The 22150-nt window shown below is 63.6% G+C and carries 20 protein-coding genes and 1 pseudogene; 12 read left to right on the top strand and 9 right to left on the bottom strand.

Going from position 1 to position 22150, the window contains the following annotated elements:
* Positions 1 to 294: 294 nt before the first annotated feature.
* Entirely contained in the window at positions 295 to 615 is a 321-nt protein-coding gene (locus QW845_RS10215) for a DUF736 domain-containing protein (protein ID WP_006611602.1), read from the top strand.
* 111 nt (positions 616 to 726) lie between these two features.
* On the opposite strand, the gene QW845_RS10210 is transcribed toward QW845_RS10215, so the two are convergent.
* From QW845_RS10210 to badH, 7 genes are all read right to left on the bottom strand, one after another.
* Positions 727 to 1935: an ABC transporter substrate-binding protein gene (locus tag QW845_RS10210; protein WP_315801468.1), complete on the bottom strand. Its 1209-nt coding sequence runs from the start codon at positions 1933 to 1935 to the stop codon at positions 727 to 729.
* Between the two features lie 61 nt (positions 1936 to 1996).
* The gene (locus QW845_RS10205; RefSeq protein WP_409997900.1) at positions 1997 to 3178 is read right to left on the bottom strand and encodes an acyl-CoA dehydrogenase; all 1182 of its coding nucleotides are present in this window, start codon (positions 3176 to 3178) and stop codon (positions 1997 to 1999) included.
* 52 nt (positions 3179 to 3230) lie between these two features.
* The gene (locus tag QW845_RS10200) at positions 3231 to 4007 is read right to left on the bottom strand and encodes an enoyl-CoA hydratase (RefSeq protein ID WP_315801466.1); all 777 of its coding nucleotides are present in this window, start codon (positions 4005 to 4007) and stop codon (positions 3231 to 3233) included.
* An 84-nt stretch (positions 4008 to 4091) separates the two neighbouring features.
* Positions 4092 to 5735, bottom strand: coding sequence for a cyclohexanecarboxylate-CoA ligase (gene aliA, locus QW845_RS10195; RefSeq protein WP_315801465.1), 1644 nt, complete (start codon positions 5733 to 5735; stop codon positions 4092 to 4094).
* A 32-nt stretch (positions 5736 to 5767) separates the two neighbouring features.
* Positions 5768 to 6919 (bottom strand): cyclohexanecarboxyl-CoA dehydrogenase, encoded by a 1152-nt coding sequence (gene aliB / locus QW845_RS10190; RefSeq protein WP_315801464.1) that lies wholly within the window; start codon positions 6917 to 6919, stop codon positions 5768 to 5770.
* A gap of 104 nt (positions 6920 to 7023) precedes the next feature.
* On the bottom strand, positions 7024 to 7806 hold the full coding sequence (badI, locus tag QW845_RS10185) for a 2-ketocyclohexanecarboxyl-CoA hydrolase (RefSeq protein WP_315801463.1): 783 nt from the start codon (positions 7804 to 7806) through the stop codon (positions 7024 to 7026).
* A 24-nt stretch (positions 7807 to 7830) separates the two neighbouring features.
* Entirely contained in the window at positions 7831 to 8598 is a 768-nt protein-coding gene (gene badH, locus QW845_RS10180) for a 2-hydroxycyclohexanecarboxyl-CoA dehydrogenase (RefSeq protein ID WP_315801462.1), read from the bottom strand.
* 124 nt (positions 8599 to 8722) lie between these two features.
* Here badH and QW845_RS10175 point away from each other — a divergent pair, with 124 nt between their 5' ends.
* Entirely contained in the window at positions 8723 to 9244 is a 522-nt protein-coding gene (locus QW845_RS10175) for a MarR family transcriptional regulator (RefSeq protein WP_315801757.1), read from the top strand.
* A 294-nt stretch (positions 9245 to 9538) separates the two neighbouring features.
* On the opposite strand, the gene QW845_RS10170 is transcribed toward QW845_RS10175, so the two are convergent.
* Complete coding sequence (locus QW845_RS10170) at positions 9539 to 10000, bottom strand: cupin domain-containing protein (protein WP_315801461.1); 462 nt, start codon at positions 9998 to 10000, stop codon at positions 9539 to 9541.
* Between the two features lie 109 nt (positions 10001 to 10109).
* Between QW845_RS10170 and QW845_RS10165 the strand changes: the two are divergent.
* Positions 10110 to 11661: pseudogene (locus QW845_RS10165) on the top strand (winged helix-turn-helix domain-containing tetratricopeptide repeat protein).
* Positions 11662 to 11780: 119 nt separating this feature from the next.
* On the opposite strand, the gene QW845_RS10160 reads toward QW845_RS10165, so the two are convergent.
* Positions 11781 to 12236, bottom strand: coding sequence for a hypothetical protein (locus tag QW845_RS10160; protein WP_315801460.1), 456 nt, complete (start codon positions 12234 to 12236; stop codon positions 11781 to 11783).
* A 1154-nt stretch (positions 12237 to 13390) separates the two neighbouring features.
* Here QW845_RS10160 and QW845_RS10155 point away from each other — a divergent pair.
* The 9 genes from QW845_RS10155 to QW845_RS10115 all read left to right on the top strand — a co-directional run bounded on the left by QW845_RS10155 (position 13391) and on the right by QW845_RS10115 (position 22146).
* Positions 13391 to 13669 carry a DNA -binding domain-containing protein gene (locus QW845_RS10155; protein ID WP_172111451.1) on the top strand — a complete coding sequence of 93 codons (279 nt, stop codon included), beginning with the start codon at positions 13391 to 13393 and terminating at the stop codon, positions 13667 to 13669.
* A 654-nt stretch (positions 13670 to 14323) separates the two neighbouring features.
* A complete protein-coding gene (locus QW845_RS10150) occupies positions 14324 to 14626 on the top strand; it encodes a helix-turn-helix transcriptional regulator (protein ID WP_015664043.1) in 303 nt (100 codons plus the stop codon).
* Positions 14627 to 14628: 2 nt separating this feature from the next.
* On the top strand, positions 14629 to 15510 hold the full coding sequence (locus QW845_RS10145; protein ID WP_315801459.1) for a replication initiator protein A: 882 nt from the start codon (positions 14629 to 14631) through the stop codon (positions 15508 to 15510).
* Between the two features lie 289 nt (positions 15511 to 15799).
* Positions 15800 to 16264 (top strand): DUF2840 domain-containing protein, encoded by a 465-nt coding sequence (locus QW845_RS10140; protein WP_315801458.1) that lies wholly within the window; start codon positions 15800 to 15802, stop codon positions 16262 to 16264.
* On the top strand, positions 16261 to 16773 hold the full coding sequence (locus tag QW845_RS10135; protein ID WP_315801457.1) for a S26 family signal peptidase: 513 nt from the start codon (positions 16261 to 16263) through the stop codon (positions 16771 to 16773). Before QW845_RS10140 ends, QW845_RS10135 begins: the two co-directional genes overlap by 4 nt.
* A gap of 463 nt (positions 16774 to 17236) precedes the next feature.
* On the top strand, positions 17237 to 18997 hold the full coding sequence (locus QW845_RS10130) for a relaxase/mobilization nuclease domain-containing protein (protein ID WP_315801456.1): 1761 nt from the start codon (positions 17237 to 17239) through the stop codon (positions 18995 to 18997).
* 17 nt (positions 18998 to 19014) lie between these two features.
* Entirely contained in the window at positions 19015 to 21009 is a 1995-nt protein-coding gene (locus tag QW845_RS10125; RefSeq protein WP_315801756.1) for a conjugal transfer protein TraG, read from the top strand.
* A 10-nt stretch (positions 21010 to 21019) separates the two neighbouring features.
* On the top strand, positions 21020 to 21448 hold the full coding sequence (locus QW845_RS10120) for a CopG family transcriptional regulator (protein WP_315801455.1): 429 nt from the start codon (positions 21020 to 21022) through the stop codon (positions 21446 to 21448).
* Between the two features lie 158 nt (positions 21449 to 21606).
* Positions 21607 to 22146: a hypothetical protein gene (locus QW845_RS10115; protein ID WP_315801454.1), complete on the top strand. Its 540-nt coding sequence runs from the start codon at positions 21607 to 21609 to the stop codon at positions 22144 to 22146.
* The last annotated feature ends 4 nt before the right edge of the window (positions 22147 to 22150 follow it).

Below are 22150 nucleotides of genomic sequence, written 5' to 3'. Positions count from 1 at the left end.
TGCAGCCTCAATGTACCATGTCTCTCCCGTGAGCTGATCAGACTGCGACGCACCTTGCCTCGTGATGGCTTGATCTGGCCGAAGGCCGGCTGCGCCTCGATCGCCTGAGCGCAACGCCGCCGGCCAACTTTCTTCCCCTGGGCTGAAGCCCATTCCTCGCGGGACAAGAAAGTTGGCCGGCGCCGTCCTCCGCTGCCGCTTCAGCCCTTCGGGTGCGCCGTCGCTCGCCTTTCGTCCGAGATGCGCCATCGAGGCCGCGGTGGTCGTGGCCCGAAACAGCCAAGGAGAGACAAAATGGCTTCCATCGGTTCCTTCAAGAAGGTCGGCGACGATTTCCAGGGCGAGATCATCACCCTGAGCCTCAAGGCCAAGGGCGTGCGCATCGTCCCCGAGGCCAACCGCTCCAGCGAGAATGCGCCCAGCCACCGCGTCTACGCCGGGCGTGTCGAGATCGGCGCCGCCTGGGCACGTCGCTCCGAGGAGGGACGCGACTATCTCTCGCTCAAGCTCGACGACCCCTCCTTCAACGCCCCGATCTACGCCAACCTGTTCGACGACGAGGGCGGCGAGGGTTACACGCTCCTGTGGTCGCGGCCGCGCAAGACCGCCGAGTGAACCGATCGCGCCCCGTCCGGATCTGCTGGGCGGGGCGCATCGCAGTCGGCTGGCCGTTCCGGCTGCGCGGATTGCTCCTCGCTGGTCTGACGTCGGGAAGCAACCGAGACGTTATTGCGCCAACGGGCAGTTGCCGTCGGCCGGAGGGCGAAATGCGCGATCGGCCGGGATCGTGGCAACCACCTTGTAGTAGTCGAACGGCTTTTTCGATTCCTCTGGCTTCTTCACCTCGACCAGATACATGTCGTGAACGACCCGGCCGTCGGCGCGCACGGCGGTCCTGCCAAACAGTGGATCGTCAAAGGTGCCGGCGTCGCGCATCGCCGCAACGACGGCTGCGCCGTCCTTGGAATGGCCGACCGTCTCGACGGCCCGCAGATAGGCCAGCGTGGCCGAATAGGTGCCGGCCTGACTCATCGAGGGCACCTTGCCGTTGTTGCGCTTGGCGAACCGCTCAGCGAAGGTCCGTGTCTTGTCGTTCAGATCCCAGTAATAGGCGGTGGTCAGCATGAGCCCGTTGGCCGCCTTCAGGCCGAGCGCATGGATGTCGTTGATGAAGAGCACCAGGCCGACCAGCTTCTGCCCGCCGGCGACGATGCCGAACTCGCCGGCCGTCTTGATCGCGTTGATCGTATCGGTGCCGCCATTGGCGAGGCCGATGATCTCCGCTTTCGAAGCCTGGGCCTGCATCAGGAAGGACGAGAAATCCATCGCGTCGAGCGGGTGCCGGACGGAGCCAAGAACCGCGCCGCCATTGGCTTTGACGACGTCTCCAGCTTCCTTCTCCATGGTCGTGCCGAAGGTGTAATCGGCCGTGAGAAAGTACCACCTCTTGCCGCCGTTCCTGACGATGGCCTCGGCCGTGCCGTGGGAATTGGACCATGTATCCCACGTCCAGTGCAGCGTGTTCGGCGTGCAGGATTTTCCGGTCAGCTCGGAGGTGCCCGCCGTGGTTGCGATCAGGACCTTGTTTCTGTCCTTCACGAGGCCCGCAAGCCCGAGGGCGATGCCGGAGGTCGGGATGTCGATGATCATGTCGACGCTTTCGGCATCGATCCAGCGGCGAGCGATCGCGCCGGCGATGTCGGTCTTGTTCTGCGCATCGCCCGAGACAAGCTCGACGGACAGTTTCTTCGAGCCCGCGTTGAAGTCCTCGATCGCCAGCTTGGCTGCCTCCAGAGACCCTGGGCCGCTGAAATCGGAATAGGGCCCCGACATATCGCTGAGCACGCCGATCTTGACCGGTGTCTGGGCGACTGCGCCCGAAGCGCCGAGCACGAGAGCGAGCAGTACGGCACTTGCCTTTAGAACAGTGTTCATAGGTTTCCTCCTGGAATTTGGTTGTTGGTTGATCTGACTGGGGCCAGCGCCTCGGAGGCGTTCAGTTGAATGCAGCGATGCCCGTGATCGCGCGCCCGACGATAAGCGCGTGAATGTCGTGCGTTCCCTCGTAGGTATTGACGACCTCGAGATTGACGAGATGGCGGGCGACACCGAACTCGTCGCTGATGCCGTTGCCCCCCATCATGTCGCGTGCGGTCCTGGCGATCTCGAGCGCCTTGCCGCAGGAATTGCGCTTCATGATCGACGTGATCTCTACGGGAGCGGCCCCCTCGTCCTTGAGGCGGCCGAGTCGCAGGCAGCCCTGGAGCCCGATGGTGATCTCCGTCAGCATGTCCGTGAGCTTCTTCTGGACCAGCTGGTTCGCCGCGATCGCGCGGCCGAATTGCTTGCGGTCCATCACATATTGCCGGGCGCGCAGATAGCAGTCCTCGGCAGCGCCGAGCGCTCCCCAGGCGATGCCGTAGCGCGCGCTGTTGAGACAGGTGAACGGTCCCTTGAGACCGCGCACCTCGGGAAAGGCGTTCTCCTCGGGACAGAAGACGTCATCGAGCACGATCTCGCCGGTAATCGAGGTGCGCAGCCCGACCTTGCCGTGAATGGCCGGCGCGCTGAGGCCCTTCCAGCCCTTCTCCAGAACGAAGCCGCGAATGGCGCCGTCATCGTCCTTTGCCCAGACCACGAACACGTCGGCGATCGGACTATTGGTGATCCACATCTTCGCGCCGGACAGGCTGTAGCCACCGGCCACCTTGCGGGCCCGCGTGATCATGCCGCCCGGATCGGAGCCGTGGTTCGGCTCGGTCAGGCCGAAGCAGCCGATCCATTCACCGGACGCGAGCTTGGGAAGATATTTTTGCCGGGTCGCCTCGGTGCCGAACTCGCAGATCGGAACCATGACCAGCGAGGATTGAACGCTCATCATTGACCGATAGCCTGAATCGACCCGCTCGACCTCGCGCGCAATCAGCCCGTAGCAGACGTAGTTCAGGCCCGCGCCGCCATACTGCGATGGGGTCGTCGGTCCGAGCAGCCCGAGCTCGCCCATGCTTCTGAAAAGACGGGGGTCGGTCGTCTCATGGCGGAAGGCGTCCAGCACCTGCGGCAGCAGCTGCTCCTGGCAATAGGCATGCGCGGTGTCGCGGACGGCGCGCTCCTCATCGGTGATCTGCCCGTCGAGGGAAAGAGGATCGTCCCACTGGAAGATCTGGCGGGCCGTCATGGACATCGAGCGCTCCTGTCGAATGGAATGGAAGGGATCACATGGCCCAAAGCTAGCGGTGGACGAAGACGGGCTTGCGCTTGTCCAGGAAAGCCTTCATGCCTTCGCGCGCATCCGCAGTTGCAAAGCGGGCGTGGAGCTCGCGACGTTCGAAGAGCGTCCCTTCGCTCAGCGGCTGCTCGAAGGCGCGGTTCACGCATTCCTTGAGCGCCATCAGCGCTGGCGCGGAGAACGAGGCGATGGTCGACGCGAGCCGCATGGTCTCCTCGCGAAGCCGTTCGTCGTCGACGACGCGGGCGACCAGGCCGTAGCGATCGGCTTCGTCGGCGTCGAGGGTGCGGGCCGACAGGCACATGTCCATGGCCTTCGCCTTGCCGATGGCGCGAGGAAGCCGTTGCGTGCCGCCCGCGCCGGGCAGGAGACCGAGCTTGATCTCCGGCAGCCCGAATTTGGCGCTGCGGCCCGCGACGATGATGTCGCAGGCCAGCGCGAGCTCACATCCGCCGCCGAGCGCCAGCCCGGCGACGGCGGCAATGACGGGCTTGCGCACCCGGCGAATGGTTTCCCAGTTGCGCGTGATGAAGTTGGAATTGTAGACGTCGCTGTAGCCCCAGTCCGCCATTGCTGCGATGTCGGCGCCAGCTGCGAATGCCGTTGCCGACCCCGCGATCACGATGGCGCCTATCGCGTTATCGGCGTCGAGATCCAGCAACGCTGCGCCGAGCCTGTCCATCAGCTCGTCGTTCAGCGCATTCATCACCTTCGGACGGTTGAGCGTGACGAGTCCGACACGTCCGTTGCGTTCGATTAGTATGACTTCGTCTTGCACGCGCGTTCTCCATCGCGCCGCCGGCGCGTTTCGATTGACAGATTCGAGAAGTGCAGCCGGGACGCGCGGGGCGCGTGAGCGAGCCTAGAGCTCGCCGGCCTTCAGCATGTCGCGCAGCCTGAATTTCTGGATCTTGCCCGACGGCGTCGACGGCATCGCGTCGCGCACGATGAGCTTCTCTGGAATGTACTGGATCGCGAGCTTGTGCGATTTGAGAAATTCGACCATCCCGGAGAAGTCGATGGTCTGTCCGGCCTTGGGTACGATGACGGCGCATGCGCGCTCGCCGAGGCGCTCGTCGGGATAGGCTACGATCGCGACCTGTGCGACTGCGGGATGTTTGTAGAGCAGCGCCTCGAGCTCGACGACGGGAATGTTTTCTCCGCCACGAATGATGACGTCCTTCGAGCGTCCGCTGATCCGGATGTAGCCGGCGGGCGTGATGTAGGCCAGGTCTCCGGTATCGAACCAGCCTTCGGCGTCGGTGCCGTTCCACTGCGGCCGCTTGAGGTAGCCGCCGAAGTTCGAGCAGGCTCGCACGAGGAGCTTGCCGGACTGTCGCGGCGGCAGCGGCTTGCCGTCGGCGTCCACCACCTTCAGCTCGACGCCGGGGAGAGGGCAGCCATCGGTGGTCGAGGCGAGCTTGTCGTCGTCATCCAGGTTGATCAGCGTGACCGCGCCATTCTCCGTCATGCCCCAGGCCGAGACGATCTTGGCGCCGAGGCCCGCCTGGGCCTGCTCGGCCAGCGGACCTGGGATCGGCGCCCCCGCGCACAGGAAGCTCCTGAGAGAGGGCACCGGCTTGCCGGTCTCGGTCACGGTGCGGGTCAGATCCGTCAGGAACGGCGTGGATGCCATCGTGAAGGTCGCCTTCTCGGCGCGGATCAGGTCCACCGCCCGGTTCGGCTCCCAGACATCCTGCAGGACGGCGCTGGCCTTCAGCATGATCGGCATCATCAGGCCGTACATGAAGCCGGTCTGATGGGCCATCGGGGAGGCCATCAGGACCACGTCGTCGGCGCCGAGCTTCAGGCGCTGGGCATAGGGAATGATGTTGGCCATCAGCGTGTTCGCGCTGTGCATCACGCCTTTCGGCTCGCCCGTCGTTCCCGACGTATAGATGAGCTGCGTGATGTCGTCCGGGCCGGGCCGGGCCGAGCCGAGGATGGCGTTCGCATCCACCGCCGTCTCCCATTCCGGCACCGTCAGCAACGCGTCGAAATCGTCGGCGCCGCCGCCACCGATGACGACGAGCCGCGCAAGCGACGGAAGCTCGGGCATGAGCCCCCTCAGCATCGCCTCATGGTCGAAGTTGCGGAACGTCTTAGGGACGATCATCACCTTGGCTTCGCCGTGCCGAAGCATGAAGGAGAGCTCGCGCTCCCGGAAGATCGGCATCAGCGGGTTGATGACGGCGCCGATCCGGCTGCAGGCGAGGTAGAGCAGCGTGAACTGCCACCAGTTGGGGAGCTGCATGGCAACGACGTCGTTGCGACCGACGCCGAGGCGCGACAACCCGATCGCCATCCGGTCCGCCAGCGCTGCCATCTCGCGATAGGTGAAGCGACGCACGGTGTCGGTGTCGAGGCGGACTGCGGTCAAAGCGATCTTGTCCGGGCACGTCGCCAGACAGGCGTCAAGATCGTCGTTGATGGTTCGGTCGTGCCAGTGGCCATTGGCAATGCTGGCCGCGCGGCGCGGCCCGAGCAAGACGGCGTCGAATTCCATGGCTTCCCCTCCCGTTCGTTCGTTGTTTGATGTCAGGCAGGCACGGCCGAGCGTCCCGCGCGCGCGCGTGCGATGATCGTTTTCATGATCTGCGCCGTGCCGTCACCGATCTGGAAGCCGAGGACGTCGCGCAACCGCTGCTCCATCACGCCACGGTCGTAGCCGCCATGGCCGTGCATCAGCAGGCATTGATGGATCACGTCGTAGGCGAGTTTCGGCGCCCACCATTTGCACATCGCCGCCTCGGCGCTGTGGGGGAGGCCCTTGTCCTTCAGCCACAACGCTTGCAGGCAGAGCAGTCGTGCAGCCTCGACCTGCGTATCGAAATCGGCCAGGGGATGCGAGACGCCTTGGAAGGCCGACAAGGTCTTGCCGAACGCCTGCCGCTGCGCGACATACTGCCAGGTTTCGTCGAGCGCCGCGCGCGCCACCGCCAGCACCTGCAGCCCGATCAGCGCGCGCGAGAAGTCGAACCCCTGCATGACCTGCACGAAGCCTTTGTTCTCGTCGCCGAGGCGATGCGCGCCGGGTACACGCACGTTCTCGAAGAACAGCGACCCGCGTCCGATGGCGCGCTGGCCATGACAGTCGAACCGCGAGCGCGTGATTCCGGGCAGGTCGAGCGGGATCAGCAACGCGGTGATGCCATGTGCGCCGGCTTCGACCGTGCCGGTCCGTCCGAATACGACGGCCGCATCGGCCTGGTCCGCAGCCGAGATCGAGGTCTTCTCGCCATTGACGATGTAGTCGTCACCATCGCGCTCGATCCGCAGCCGCAGATTGGCCGCGTCGGATCCGCCGCGCGGCTCGGTGAGCGCAATCGCGAACAGGGCCTCGCCGGCCATGAGGCGCGTGAGCCAGGGTGTCACGATCTCTGGCTTGCCATGCTGTGACAGGATCTGTCCGTTCAGCGAGGCCAACAGATTGATGTAGGACATCGAGAGGTCGGCGCGGGCAATCTCCTCGTGGATGACGCCGGCCGCGAGGGTCGCCATGCCGAGGCCGCCATATTGCTCGGGCAGTTCGGGGGCGATGAAACCCATCGTGCCCATCTCCTTCATCAGGCCGCGATCGAGAACGCGGGTGCGGTCGCGCTCCTGAAATCCCGGAACCAGCCTGTCTGTCGCGAAGCGGCGCGCCTGGTCGCCAAGCGCAACGAGGTCTTCGTCGAGATACGGATTCATCGGCACGTCCTCCCGGATCTGGTCACGTTCGCATGGCTGCCCCTCGGAGACGTCTCCGAAGGGCAGACGGCACGGCATCGCCAGCAGCGATGCCGCCTGTGCTGCTACTTCACGAACTTCCGGAATTCCGGCTTCCGCTTCTCGGTGAGCGCCTTTACGCCTTCGCGGGACTCTTCGGTGTCGTAATAGAGCTTCAGGGCATACATCCCCATGCCGGCGATGCCGGCCTGGTGGGCGGTGTCCATGTTGAAGGAGCGCTTGGCGATGGCGATAGCGGTCGGGCTGCGTTCACAGAGCTCCTCGCCCCAGGCCTGCACCGTCCGGTCCAACTCGTCGTGCGGCACGCAGAGGTTTGCAAGGCCCATCGCCTCGGCTTCCTTGCCGGAATAGCGCCGGCACATGTACCAGATCTCTCGCGCCTTCTTCTCGCCGACGACGCGGGCGAGGAAGGCGGTGCCGTAGCCCGGATCGACCGAGCCCATCTTGGGACCGACCTGGCCGAAGACGGCTTTCTCCGAGCAGATCGTCATGTCGCAGATCGTCGCCAGCACATTGCCGCCGCCGATCGCAAAGCCCTGCACGCGGGCGATGACGGGCTTGGGGACGTCACGAATGGCCGTGTGCAGCTCCTCCATCGGCAGGCCGATGGTGCCGCGTCCGTCGTAGTTGCCGTCATGCGCCGACTGGTCGCCGCCGGTGCAGAAGGCGCGATCGCCGGCGCCGGCGAGCACAATGCAGCCGACATTCTTGTCATAGCCCGCCCTGTACATGGCCTTGATGAGCTCGTCGCAGGTCGTGCCGCGAAAGGCGTTCATCTTGTCCGGACGGTTGATGATGATCCAGGCGACGCCGTTGCGGACCTCATAGATCAGATCCTGAAACTGCATGGTATTCCTCCCGTCTTTTCCTGTTCAGCCGTTCATTGTCAGTCCGCCCGACACGCTGAGCACCTGTCCGGTCACGAATGCAGCGTCATCGCTGGCGAAGAAAAGAATGGCGCCGGGAAGATCATCCGGCTGGCCAATGCGGCCGAGCGGGATCGAGCGCGTGAAGGCCTCGACCAGCTTCTCCGGATTGCCTGCGCCCTGCTTGTAGTCGGCGAACAGAGCCGTATCCGTCGGTCCCGGGCACACCACGTTCACCGTGATGTTGTGGCGGGAGTGCTCGCGCGCGATCGTCTTGGAAAACGCGACGAGCCCGCCCTTGCACGCGGCATAGACCGCCTCGCCCGACGAGCCGACGCGCGCAGCGTCCGATGCAATATTCACGATCCGGCCGGACCGGCGGGCCGCCATGCCGGGCAGGACGGCGTGGTGCATGTGCAGAGCGCCGGTCAGATTGATCGCGATCAGGCGCTCCCAGTCCTTCGGCTCGGTCTTGGTGAACGGCTTGAAGATATCCCAGCCTGCATTGTTGACGAGGACATCGATCGGGCCGAGCTTTGCCTCGGCGGCAGCGAGCGCGGCATCGACGCTCGCGCGGTCGGTGATGTCGCAGCGAAAGGCCTCGGCGGTCTGTCCAGCGCCGCGAATGCTGGCCGCGACCGTTTCGGCGGCTTCCGGGTTGAGATCGAACACGGCGACCTTTGCGCCTTCGGCCGCAAACCGGCGGCATGTCGCGCCCCCGATTCCACCGCCGCCGCCGGTCACGATGACCGTCCTGCCGTCGAAACGTGCCATCCTCGCATCCTCCCTGTCGAAATTGCCGGAGTCGCCTTTTTGAGCGATCTTCGCTTGAGCAGCGACTATTTATGCAACATATTGTCTTAAATAGCATGCGATGACCCGGGATGCAAGTGGAGCGATGATGGAAAACCCTGTGCTTTCAGGCGACAGATCTCGAGACACCAAGATTCAGCTGGCTAACCGATTGTTTTTTAGACTCTATCAATGCGCTAATATGTTGCATAAAACGGGGTCGAGGGCCGTGCAGGAGGAGGGGCTGACGACCCAGCAATGGGCCGTGCTGGGCGCGCTGTCCCGCCCCAAGGCGCAGAGCGGGATGAGCATCGGCGACCTTGCCGAGTACCTCATGGTCAGCCGACAGAACCTCGCGGGACTCGTCGGCCGCATGGAGCGCGACGGACACGTGACAATCGCTCAGGACGAGCGCGACCGTAGATCAAGGCTCGTCACGATGACGGAGACCGGGCGCCATGTCTGGCAGACGCTCGCGCTGCCGAAGATTCATACCTATTACGATCACGTGCTGGCGGATTTTTCCGTCAACGATACGGTGCACGCTCTGCACTATCTGCTGAAGATTCTTGAAAGCATGAAAAGGCTCGATGAGGGCGACAATCAATCCGAAGACGAACAGGCCTGAGACAACACGGATCGAACCGCTGCGCTATCCTTCAGAGCCTGTCGGAGACAAATGCGGAGAAAAAACGATGAGCCTCGCTAGGAACGCGGAACCTCTGAGCGAAGCTGCTAGTAGTCATTCGGCTGGGTCTGCTCATAGCACCCAGCTTCCGGTCCTCAATTCCGCGATGGGGCAGAGCGACCTTCCTGCTCTCGCACCACTCAATTGCGCTTGAAATCCGGGAGTCGGACGCCCTGGCCATACCGTGCGGGTCCGTATCGAGGCACAAGCGGCCATTGTGCCGCAGGACCAGGTTTATGTTCGTGTTGTCAGCGTCGAAAACTGGTCGGTGTCGTAGCGGTCTCGCAGCTCGGAAAGCGCCTTCGGATCGGGGGCGCCCTGAGCAGTGAGCTTCGCAAGCTCTTCGAAATAGCGCTCGTGACCAGGCGGAGAGACGGTCATCAGCACCCGGGCCGGTTTGTCGCTCACATTGGTGATATTGTGCGGTACGCCCGGAGGGATGAACAGATAGGTTCCCGGCGTTGCACGGATGGTATTTTCACCGGCATGCCACTCGCATTCACCTTCAAGCAAGTAGAAGGTCTCCTCCTGCACTCGGTGAACATGCAGCCCGGTGGCGAACCCCGCCGGGATTGTCCAGTCAAACATGCTCGTGTGTTTTGTATCCTCGCCGGTGACGAGGAATACCATCGGATGGCCACGCAACATGACGCCCTTGGTCTCGCCGACCATGCGGATGACTGGTTTCGCGCTCATTTGTGCTCCCTCCGCGGGCCGCGCCCTTGCGCCGGCAACCGCCGCGACAATCTGCCGGGTCTGCCCCGGAGTCGTGAAACAGCTGCCAAAAATTTGCTAAAAGCTTCGCATGGCAGTGAGCGACGACGTCTACAAATTCGGTCCGTTCCGCCTCGATCCGGAGGCTGGCATCCTCTCGTATGGAAGCGAGCCGATCATGCTCGGGCAGCGCTCCGTCGCGCTGCTGCGGCTGCTGCTCGACCTGGCGGGCGCGCCTGTGTCCAAGGATGCGCTGATCGAAGCCGGCTGGGGCGGACGAGCGGTTGCCGACAACAACCTCACGGTTCAGATCGCGGCCCTACGCCGGGTGTTGGCCGAGGCGGCGGACGCCGAGAGCTGGATCGAAACGCTACCGCGCCGTGGCTATCGCTATATCGGTCCCGCGGTCACACGCAGCGACCCGCGCGGTGGGCAGATAGGTCCGGCGCTCGTGCCGCCCGAGAAGGCATCCGTGGCCGTGCTTCCATTTTCGAACCTGAGCGGCGACCCCGAACAGGGATATTTCGCAGATGGCATGGTCGACGACATCATCAGCGGTTTGTCGCGCATCAAATCGCTGTTCGTGGTCGCTCGTAATTCAAGCTTCACCTATCGGGGGCAAGCAGTCGACATCGAGCGGGTTGGGCGCGAGCTCGGCGTGCGCTATGTGCTCGAAGGCAGCGTGCGGAGGGCCGGCGGCAGCTTGCGCGTGACCGCTCAGATGATCGACGCATCGACCGGCGCGCATCTGTGGTCCGAGCGCTACGACCGCCGCTTCATCGATATTTTCGCGCTGCAAGACGAGATCGCGCTGTCGGTTGTTGGGGCGATCGCACCGAGTGTGCGGCGTGCCGAAATTGATCGAGTGAAGCGCAAGCGTCCCGAGAGCCTCGATGCCTATGACCTCGTATTGCGGGCCCAGTTGGACGTCGATTCCGGGATGCCCGAGCGGGTGACGCGTGCGCTCGTGCCGCTCGAACGTGCAATCGAACTCGATCCTGCGTACGCACTGGCATACGGTAACGCGGCAATGCTACCATTGCCTCTTCCTACGTGCCGGCCTGCAAGAAACAAACCGTGCCGCCTCGATACGCCATGCTCGTTCCGCGATCCTCCACGGTCAGGATGATGCGACAGCGCTGACGCTTGCAGGATTTTCGATCGGCATGGATGGGCATGATCGAGGCGCTGCTTTCGCCGCCTTCGAAGCCGCGCTTGCCATCAGTCCGTCATCGGCGCTGACCTACATTCTCGGTAGCGTGATTCTCGGATGGAGCGGAGAGGCAGAGCGGGCCATCGAGTGGAGCGAGCAGGGCATGCGGCTTAGTCCGTTCGATCCATGGGCTTTCGCCGCCTTCGATGCGCAGGCGATGAGTTATCTATTGCGGGGCCGCCACCAGGAGGCCTGTCGCGCTGCCTACAAATCCGTTCAGGCCAATCCAGCACACAGCATCACCTATGTGCAGTTGGCTGCTGCGCTCGTCAAACTCGGTCAACTAGAGCAGGCGAGGGTCGCTGCTGCGCGAGTGCTCGAACTTCATCCGACCTTTCGCTACAGCCGCCAGTTTTCCGGCGTGAACTGTGCACCAGAGCTAGCGGACGTTCTTGGCGCTGCATTGCGGGCCGTAGGGCTGCCTGAGTAGTGCGACGTTCACGCTCACCATTCTGATCGACAAGCATGTAAATGCCTGCTCGACATCGAACCATCGCCAGGGAACGGCACGCAAGCCGACCTCGTAGACAAGAGCGGGCCTTGCGGGCGTCAGGTCGATCTTTCTTCCAGTACCTTCCCATCGCGGACACAGAGCCAGCGATCTGGTTTAGAGCTCCGATCAAATAGCGTCCATTGCGGATCTCCGTCGGCGGTCATGAAGGAAACGATTCTATGCCCATTTGAAAGACCGATCGCTATCTCAGCAAGCTGTCCAAACAGCTGAAGTTCGATTGCCTTGGCATTCTTGAGGCCGAAGAAGATCGGTTCCCAAAGGGAGTCGTCGTTCGAACTTCCGCACAGGATAGAGTTGTCCCGTTCAATCCTCCAACTCCACTGGATCATGACGCCAAACTCGCCGCCTGGGCTACGTGGTTCGCCGTTTCTATGTGTCCGCTCCCGGAGTTCGCCGAACTCGAGAAAGATCGCCGAGCCGTAGCCGCGCCACACGTGAGCCAGATCCAAGCCAATCAATCGGCATCGGTAGTGCTCGATCAACGTATGCATATAGACTCATCGGTGGAAAATGGATCCCGATAGGGTTGCACCGAATTTCGCAATCAGACAAGAGATCGCTCATCATCATGATGATCCCGGAATAGGCGGTCTCGCGGCTGGCATCTGATGAGTGGAGATGTGCTCGGGACTTGTCTTCAGGTCAATCATCGCGCCGCAGAAGCAGCGCGAGCGGCCTGACTTGGTCTGGGTGGGCAGAGGACATCCGGCCTCCCACATCTGATCCTTCCAGGCGACGAAGGCCTGGTGCTGGCGCCATTCGTCGAAATTCTTGTTGTGACCGATTCGATAGGAAGACGTTCCATGCGGCCTGGAACGCGTCGCGCGCCTGCTCATAGGTGCCGGCGCGGCCGAGTTGTTGCTCGCCTGGATGACTGCCTGGATAGAAGCCGCAGAACCCTGCCAGACGGGCGAACCGGAGGGGCTTCTGGCCGCTCCGCGATCGTTCCTGCCTCGGCTTCGCCGAAGCATATGCGCTAGGTCTCGTTTGGCGAGCGCGGATCGCGGCGACGGGTGAGTATGGGCATGGCGCATTGATTCCAGTCCGGTGGCTGAAAGGAAAGCCGCTATGCCTTGGGTGCAACTACATCGCCGTCCTCAATCTCTGGGCCGGGCGGTTCGGGAACCTGAATGGCAGCACTTGGTCTGGAGCTCGATCGAGAGCTTGGATTGCACGGCGGTGTGCATTCCTGCCCGGCGGCGAGAGATCCCGGCCATTCTGCCGCTCACGGAACTCGCACTTGGGCTTGCGGTTCTCAGATACCGATCGCCCGTCCTCTGTGGCGTGGGAATTCGACGCGAGCGTCACGCGCGCTTTGGCACCATCGGCCGTGAGTACTATTCTCGGGATGAAATCTGGACCTGCGTCGGCTACACGAATGCAGGCTACGAGCCAAGCGTGAGCGAGCGCTTGCAGCAAAACGCCTTGAATTAGACGCAAGCGCTTCATGGTGGCGGCAAAGACGCGTCGAATTGTCTTCTCAAACAGCTCCGGCTTTGCCGGCATTTCAACACGGACGCCTTTCTCTCACGCGGGAGCGACAGCTGAAGACGTTTGGAAAGCGGTCTCGGGCCCGGATCTCGACGGGGTCCGTGCGGCTTTTTCAGGTCGACAGGTTGTGTTCGCTCCGAACAGGTTCTGACCAATGCCCATTCCGCCGCTCGATCCCGCTGTCGCCGACCTCGCGCCGACTGATTCCGTTCTGACAGCCTATGATGAAGAACATGCTGTGACCTATCTCCGCCTTCTGGATGCAGCATCCGAGGGCGCGGACTGGGAGGAGGTTGCCCGCCTCGTCTTGCACATCGATCCGGTCAACGAACCCCAGCGTGCCCGCCGCGCCTTCGATAGCCATCTGGCGCGGGCGAGGTGGATGTCTGAGAAGGGTTATCATCATTTGCTACGCGGATCGGATCAGACGTAGCTCTGAGCTCCTGAGACTACGGCAGGCCCGCATGGCTTGGAAACGAGCCGCGGTCCGTCGCGAGCATGGATTGAGCGGGCTTGCGAGATCAGGCAACCGAACTCAAGTTGCGGTAGAAGCGATCGAACATGCGGCGCAGCTTTAGCCAGCTTCGAAGCCGCCTTGCGGCATGCGCCGCGATCCACGGTCTTGGCCGTCACTCAGATCGTTCTCCAGGCGACTGAGGGCGTGGACAAGAGATCAGGGCGGAAGCCGCACGCGGAGCGTTCCTGGGCCGCGCCTGAGGCGTCATCTGGCTGCCGCTCGCACTTGATCCTGCCGGTGGTCTGCGAGTTCGCCCAATGGCAGCGGGCGGGCGATCGCTAACAAAGAATTTTCGGAACTGCCCTTGAGCGCGGCATTCAGCATGCCACCGATCGGCCTCCTATGCCCAGCCGCACCGGTCACCGGTGAAAAGATGGCTCGTGGCCGATAGGGGCTGTCACTGAGGCTGTGCCCGCGGCGGCAAAGACGAGTCGCTTCCTTGAGGCGAGGGGGTGCCGAAATCGTGCCCCTCGATCTCCGGCATCCCCCCTCGCTCCCCTGCGCGTCGATCATGTCCGTCGACGCGCCGAACGACCCGTGAGGGCGCGAACCTGTCCCGGAGGATGCTCGATGCCCGATCAGATAGCCGGTCCCCCGCCGCGCTTTCTTCGTACACCCGAAGCTGCGCGTTACCTTGGACTGTCCGGCCGCACCCTGGAAAAGCACCGCACCTACGGCACCGGCCCCTTATATCGCAAGATCGGCGGCCGCGTCGTGTACGCGCTCGACGATCTGAAAGCCTGGGCCGATCGCGGTACCAAGACGTCGACGGCTGATCCTGGCCAGGGCACCGTTCTGCCGGCGAAGCGACATCCAGGTCTCATTCCCTATGCAGGGCAGGAGCGTCGCGCGTCGCGGGCTGGGCGGGCTTGAACGTGAGAGGTTTGCGCAAATCCGAGCGCGATCAGCTCGATCTGTTTCGCGCGCTGCCTGGCGATCTGGCGCCGCGCGATGCGCAGGATCTGATGGCCTATCCGTTCTTCTCACTGGCCAAGAGCAAGCGAGTCGTGCCGATCGACTTCCGCGCGGGGCCTGTCGCCATTCGGGTCGAGGCCGTCGCCGAACATGGCATGGCGACGATCTGGGATGCGGATGTTCTGATCTGGGCGGCGTCACAGATCGTAGAGGCTCGCGACGCCGGACTGAAGACGTCGCGCCTGATGGCCGCCACGCCGTATGAGATCCTGACGTTTGTCGGTCGCGGCACCGGCGTGCGTGACTACGACCGTCTGAAGGCTGGACTCGATCGGCTGCAGTCGACGACCGTGCTCACCTCGATTCGTCAGCCGGCTGAGCGGCGGCGGCACCGCTTCTCCTGGATCAACGAGTGGAAAGAGACGGCGGATGCCCATGGCAGGCCGTCCGGATTGCAGCTGATCCTGCCGGACTGGTTCTATTCGGGCGTCATTGACGATGCGCTCGTGCTGACGATCGATCGGGCTTATTTCGCGCTGACAGGCGGGCTGGAGCGCTGGCTTTATCGGCTCGTGCGCAAGCATGGCGGTCATCAGGATGGCGGTTGGAGCTTCGATCTCGGCTATCTGCATGCCAAGTCCGGCAGCCTCTCGCCGCTGAAGCATTTCGCCTACGACCTTCGCGAAATCGTCCGCCGCCAGCGCCTGCCGGGCTACGAGCTGGTCCTCACCCGCGATCCAAACGGCACCGAACGGCTGAACTTCGCAGCCGCCGTTACTGACCCGGTCGCGAGGCGTTTCGCCAGGCATCGCCCCTCGAGCTCCGTAGGGGACAAGCTGTGAATTGTCTCGTGCTATCGGGGACCGGAGGACGCGTGCCATCGAGGACCGGATCATCGTGCCATCGGGGACCGAAGTCGACCCTAAGCCTTTGCTCTGGCGCGTCCTTTCCGCCTTCTAACTTACCTAACTGCAAAATCCTTCGGATTTTGTCTAACGGGCCCGCGCTTTGGGGCGCCGGTGCACGCTGGCTTCTCCTGCTGTCGACAGCGGAGACCGCTCAACACGCCTCCGGGTTCCTCATTCCCGGCCCGCAGAGCCGTCCAGATTTCGTCAACCTCAGAGTTTGCCAATGAGCGAGCTGACGCGTGTCCAATTGCTATGGCTGCAGGGAAAGATCGAAAACCGCATACGCTTCGGTCGAACCGTGCGGGAGCTTCGCCTCGACCGTTATCGCCGGGAGGTCGCGTTCACGCCGGGAAGCGTCTTTGCCTTCGTGCGCTGGTCGTCGAACGACTACGGCACGGTTCTGTCGCGGATCAACGTTCTGCAGGCCGTTGGCCCCGGAGAAGCCTGTGCGACCGTGCCCTTCGTCGCTCCGGGAGCAGCGATCCTGTTGCAGGTGTTTGGCTGGCCGAAGGTCGAGCGGGTGCTGAAGCAGATCGACGCGATCGAGGCGCTCGGCATCGATCCGGCGGATGTCGCACCGGATCATTGGTGGCACGTTCAGAACCGCATGGCCGCCGGACAACCGCCGCGTCCCTACACGGATCTGCGCCATCGGGCCTGGCTGCATCGAAGGACGATCATGCCATGACGAAAGGGCTTGCCATTGGCGTCGCGATGCTCGCCGGGGTTTGGCTCGTGACGGAGGTCGGGCGACCAAGGTTGCGTCCGCTGCTCATCTGGAATGTCTCCGGCAGCGTTCCGATCGGCCTCTATCTGGTTCGGCCGGTCCGGCAATGGGTCACCAACGAGATCGTCGTTGTCCTGCCCCACGGCGTGTTGGCCGGATGGCTTGCGGATGAAGGCTACCTGCCCAGGGGCGTACCGATGCTGAAGCGCATTCTTGCTCTTCCAGGCCAGGCCGTTTGTCGTCGCGAGCATGTCATCCTGATCGATGGAGTCGAAGTCGGCATCGCGCAAGAGAGCGACAGACGGGGCCGGCCGCTGCCGGATTGGTGTGGCTGCCGCATCATCGGCGGGGACGAGCTCTTTCTGATGAACAGGCAATCGGATAGTTCGCTGGATGGACGCTATTTCGGTCCGACGGCGACATCGGACGTCATCGGGCGTGCCATTCCCGTGTGGACGAGGCAGCCGTGATGATGCACGCGTTCTGCGCACGACCTGCGAACGTCATGCCGACTTTGATGAGCAGCCGCTGCGATCGGAAACGGTCGTCATTGAGGTCGGCACGAGAGGCTTTGAATGACAAAGCCGACCGCAGCGGAATTCCTCGTGACGTTGTCGTGCGGTGCGATGCGTCGGCCTCGATGATGATTGTCCGTCGCAGTCCTCACGGCCGCCGCTGCTTCGCTGTTGTTTCCGGCACGCCGGTGCGGGGCGTGAAACCAAGAGCCGAGGCGAGGGTCCAAAGCCAGCCGCAAGCTGCCGACGGTCGATCGCAAGATAAAAGCGGCTCGCCTGTTGATCAGCAAGCCATTGACATGCCTCGCGTTCAACCGTGCCGTCCGGTCGGAGCGCGTGTCGCGCTGATGCTCTTTCTCAACAACATCAATGCTGCTTTCGGCACTATAGCCTCAATCCTTGCCGCGGGATGCCGCGCATGAGCACCAGAGAGCGCGAATTCCGCATCCGTCCGGGGCGCATACGCCAGGCGCGTGAGAGGAAGGCCAGGAGCTTCATCAATCGCGTCCTGCGCGCGGCGAACGCCGCGGGGCACGTCACACTGCCCTCGGTGATCGACGGACGCCGGCCGGCCCGCACCCATTCGACCTTCGGCCGCGGCCGTCTCGGCTTCAGTCGCGAGCGCCTCTTTGCCTTGGGCCGCCGCGTGACGGTGAAGGCCCGCATCGCAAGGCACAAGGGCCACGCGTTTCGGTCGGCGCCGCTGGCGATGCATCTGACCTATCTCAGGCGGGAGGGGGTCACCCGCGACGGCGAGCCGGCAAGGATGTTCGATGCGCGAGCTGATCACGCCGACGAGGCCGCCTTTGGGGCGCGGAGCAGCGACGACCGGCATCATTTCCGGTTCATCGTCTCGCCGGAGGACGCAGCCGACATGGTGGACCTCAGAGCGTTCACGCGCGATCTGATGCGACAGATGGAAGCTGATCTGTCGACGCGTCTCGAGTGGATCGCGGTTGATCATTGGAATACGGACCATCCGCACGTTCATCTGCTCGTCCGTGGCGTCGATGAGACCGGTGCTGATCTCGTCATCGCCCGCGACTATATCGCCCGTGGCCTGCGCTCTCGGGCCGAGGAGCTGGTGGCGCTCGAGCTCGGTCCGAAGCCGGAGCATGACATCCGCAACGTCCTCGAACGAGAGATCACGGCAGATCGCTGGACACGGCTCGATCGTGAAATCCGCATGGCGTCCGATGAGGTGGGTGCCATCGATCTCCGTCAGCACGTGGCAGGCCGTCCAGATCCCGAGGTCCACCGCCTGATGCGAGGGCGCCTGCAATATCTCGAGCGCCTGGGACTGGCAGCGGCGGCCGGACCCAACGAGTGGATGGTCGAGCTTGGCGCAGAGCGACAGCTTCGCGAGCTCGGCACGCGTGGTGATATCATCAGGACCATGCATCAGGCGTTCGCTCGCCGTGGTGAGGAGCGGAGCGCTGCGGACTACGTCATCGATGGGATCAACGGTTCATCATCGATCATGGGGCGGTTGGTCGACCGTGGACTCCACGACGAGCTGACCGGCGAAGCCTATGCCGTGATCGATGGCATCGACGGCCGCGCCCACCACGTTCGCTTCCGCGGGCTCGAGGCCTTTGCGCAGGCGCCTCAGCTTGGCGGCATTGTCGAGATCAGGCGCTTTGGCGCTGCGGACGAGGCGCGGCCGACCCTGGTCCTGGCGACGCGCTCGGACCTGGCCCTGGTCGATCAGATCAAGGCCGAGGGAGCGACCTGGCTCGATCATCGGCTGGTCGAGCGTGAACCTGTCTCCCTGGCCCTCGGCGGATTTGGCGCGGAGGTGAGGAGCGCGCTGCGCAGCCGGGCAGAGTATCTCGCGGACCGGGGACTGGCGCAGAGACATGGCCAGCAGATCGTCCCGCAACGCGATCTTCTGAAGACGCTGCGCAGGCAGGAGCTTGAATCCGTGGGCGCGCGGCTGTCGGCGACCAACGGCGCGCCGCAGCTGAAGGTCGACCCCGGCCAACAGATTGCGGGCATCTACCGCCAGCGGCTTGTCCTGGCCTCCGGCCGCTTCGCCATGATCGACAATGGTCTCGGTTTCTACCTCGTCCCGTGGTCGCGCGACATCGATCATCGCCTCGGTCAGAAGGTCACGGGCCTCGGCAAAGCCGGTGGCATCGAATGGCAGCTTGGTCGCAAGCGCGATCTCGGTCTTTAGCAGTCGGGAGACACCACATGCCAGCGACGCGAATCCAATGGACCCAATTGCTCACTGTCTTGCTGATCAACCTGCTCGCGATCTGGGCGGCGACCGAGTGGACGGTCTGGCGACTCGCCTTCCAACCGCGATTGGGGATGCCGTGGTTCATGCTGGCCGGCTGGCCAATCTACTTCCCACCGACGTTCTTCTGGTGGTGGTTCATCTACGATGCCTATGCGCCCTCCATCTTTGCCGAAGGTGCGGCTATCGCGGTCGGTGGCAGCCTCGTGTCCATCGCGGTTGCGATCAGCATGTCGCTCTGGCGATCACGGGAGGCGAAAGCCGCAGCCACCTACGGGTCCGCGCGCTGGGCCGAGCTGGGCGAGGTGCGCAAGGCGGGGCTGCTCGGTGCGGATGGCGTGGTCCTGGGACGCTTGGGAACGCGCTACCTGCGCCATGACGGACCCGAGCATGTGCTCTGCTTTGCGCCGACGCGGTCGGGCAAGGGCGTCGGTCTCGTGGTCCCTTCGCTTCTGACATGGCCGGGCTCGGCCATCGTTCACGACATCAAGGGCGAGAACTGGCAGCTCACGGCGGGATTCCGCGCGCGGCACGGCCGCATATTTCTGTTCGACCCGACCAACCCGAGTGCCTCAGCCTACAATCCGCTGCTCGAGGTCAGGCGAGGGCCCTCCGAGGTGCGTGACGTCCAGAATGTCGCCGACGTGCTGGTGGACCCCGAGGGATCCCTCGACAAGCGCAATCATTGGGAAAAGACCAGCCATTCGCTTCTGGTCGGTGCCATCCTGCACGTTCTCTATGCCGAGCCCGACAAGACCTTGGCCGGCGTTGCCGCGTTCCTCTCCGACCCCCGGCGCACGATCGAGGCGACGTTGATGGCGATGATGGCGACGCATCATCTGGGCGCAGCCGGGCCGCACCCGGTGGTGGCATCGACAGCGCGCGAGCTTCTGAACAAATCCGAGAATGAGCGCTCGGGCGTCCTTTCAACGGCGATGTCATTCCTCGGTCTTTACCGGGATCCGGTGGTGGCTGCTGTCACGGGGAGATGTGATTGGCACATTGCTGATCTGGTTGCAGGGGAGGAGCCCGCGACGCTGTATCTCGTCGTGCCGCCATCCGACATCTCACGTACGAAGCCGCTCATTCGTCTGGTTCTGAACCAGATCGGCCGGCGTCTGACCGAGGATCTCAAGGCAAAGCAGAGCCGTCATCGCGTCCTGATGATGCTGGACGAGTTTCCGGCGTTAGGCCGGCTCGACTTCTTCGAGTCCGCTCTCGCCTTCATGGCTGGGTACGGCATCAAGAGCTTCCTGATTGCGCAATCGCTCAATCAGATCGAGAAGGCCTATGGGCAGAACAATGCCATTCTGGACAACTGCCATGTCCGCGTCAGCTTCGCGACCAACGACGAGCGAACCGCCAAGCGCGTCTCGGACGCGCTCGGCACCGCCACCGAAATGCGGGCCGTGAAGAATTATGCCGGGCATCGCCTGGCGCCATGGTTGGGTCACCTCATGGTGTCGCGCCAGGAGACGCCGCGTCCGCTCCTGACGCCGGGCGAGGTGATGCAACTGCCGGCGGCTGATGAGATCGTGATGGTCGCCGGCGCACCACCGATCCGCGCCAGGAAGGTGCGATATTTCGAGGATGAGAGACTGGTCTCGCGCATCCTGCCGCCGCCGGACATCTCCAGGACCAGAGCGTCTGTGGGGGCGGATGACTGGTCATCGCTTGCGCCCCTTACGCCCGTGCTCGCCGGATCCCGGCTGACGGTGCCCACCGAGACAAGGGACGAGCAGGCCAACGGCGGCTTGCGACGCGAGCCGGAGCTGCCGCCGCACGAAGCGATCGCGAGCGAAACCACGAGCGTAGATCCGGCGGACGAGTTTTCTGTCGTGTTCGATGACGATGATGGGACGCCGCAGCTGGTCGGCTCACGCGATGCGAGCACGACGGGGATTGCGCGTCAGGCCGCGCTCGACCCGCGCGACGACATGGGCTTGTGAGGATGAACCAATGCGGGATCGAATGAATGTCTACTTCCCGCCGGAGCTGCTGCGGCAGATCGTAGAGCTCGCCGATCGCAGGAAGCTTTCGCGCTCGGCCATCGTCGAGGCGGCGGTTCAGTCGTTCCTGTCGCCGGATGCGGCTGATCGGCGCGAGGCGGCGCTGACACGCCGGCTCGACAGGCTGTCACGGCAGATACAGCGGCTCGAGCGTGATGTCGGCATCCTTGCCGAGACGCACGCGTTGTTCGTTCGCTTCTGGCTGACGGTGACGCCCCCGCTGCCGTCCGAAGCGCAGGCCACAGCGCAGGTCAAGGGACGCGAGCGTTTCGAAGGCTTTGTGGAGGCGCTCGGCCGCCGGCTGCAGAAGGGGCAGAGCTTCCTGCGCGAAATCCCGGAGGATTTCGTCAGACCACCGTCGAGCGAGCCCGGCTCCTGACGCGGAGGAAGCGTCGATCGGGACCGTTCCAGCGCGCGGGTTGAGCTCGGCATCTACGCCAGAGTTTCTTTCCACCCGCCAGGCTTCGAACGTTCGAATCTTGCGCGTGCCAAGCCAGGCAAGCTGACCTAATCGACGGACCAGATGAGGTCCGAACGATGAAGAAAAAACTCACTTTGCAGCTATCCAGCGAGATTCTCACCCGCCTTGCCGGCGCAGCCGAGGAAAGATGCGTGAATCGCACGATCGTCGTGGAAAAGGCGCTCGAACGGTTTCTGGCCCAGCCGCTGGACGGACCAATGCCGGCGCAAGATCGCCTGCAGGGCCTGGAACAGCAGCTGCAGACGATTCAGCGCGACATCGCGGCCCTCAATGAGACGGTCGCCCTTCATGCACGCTACCATCTGGCGTTGACGTCGCTGGCGGATCAGGAGAGCACGGGCGCAGCAAGGGGCGGCGATCGTGATTTCGACCAGGCGATGCGGATTGGCGCGATCCAACAGCTGCAGCGTGACTTGTCGGAAAGGCAGCGACAGACGCGGCCCGACGGCGCTGCGCGAGCCAGTCAAGTGAGCCAGCCATCTCCGGCTCAACTTCGCCGTGCCGAGCCTCCAATCGCCGAGGTGTCCTGGGGCGTGCCTGCCGCCGGGGAGGGCGGCGAGGATCCCTTTCGCCTCCCGGCTCAATCAAGCCGTTGAGCGA

It is taken from the genome of Bradyrhizobium sp. SZCCHNS3002 (genome assembly GCF_032377435.1).
Classification (GTDB): Bacteria; Pseudomonadota; Alphaproteobacteria; order Rhizobiales; family Xanthobacteraceae; genus Bradyrhizobium.
Note: the sequence above shows the minus strand (reverse complement) of the source record. Positions and strands in the feature narration are given on the sequence as shown.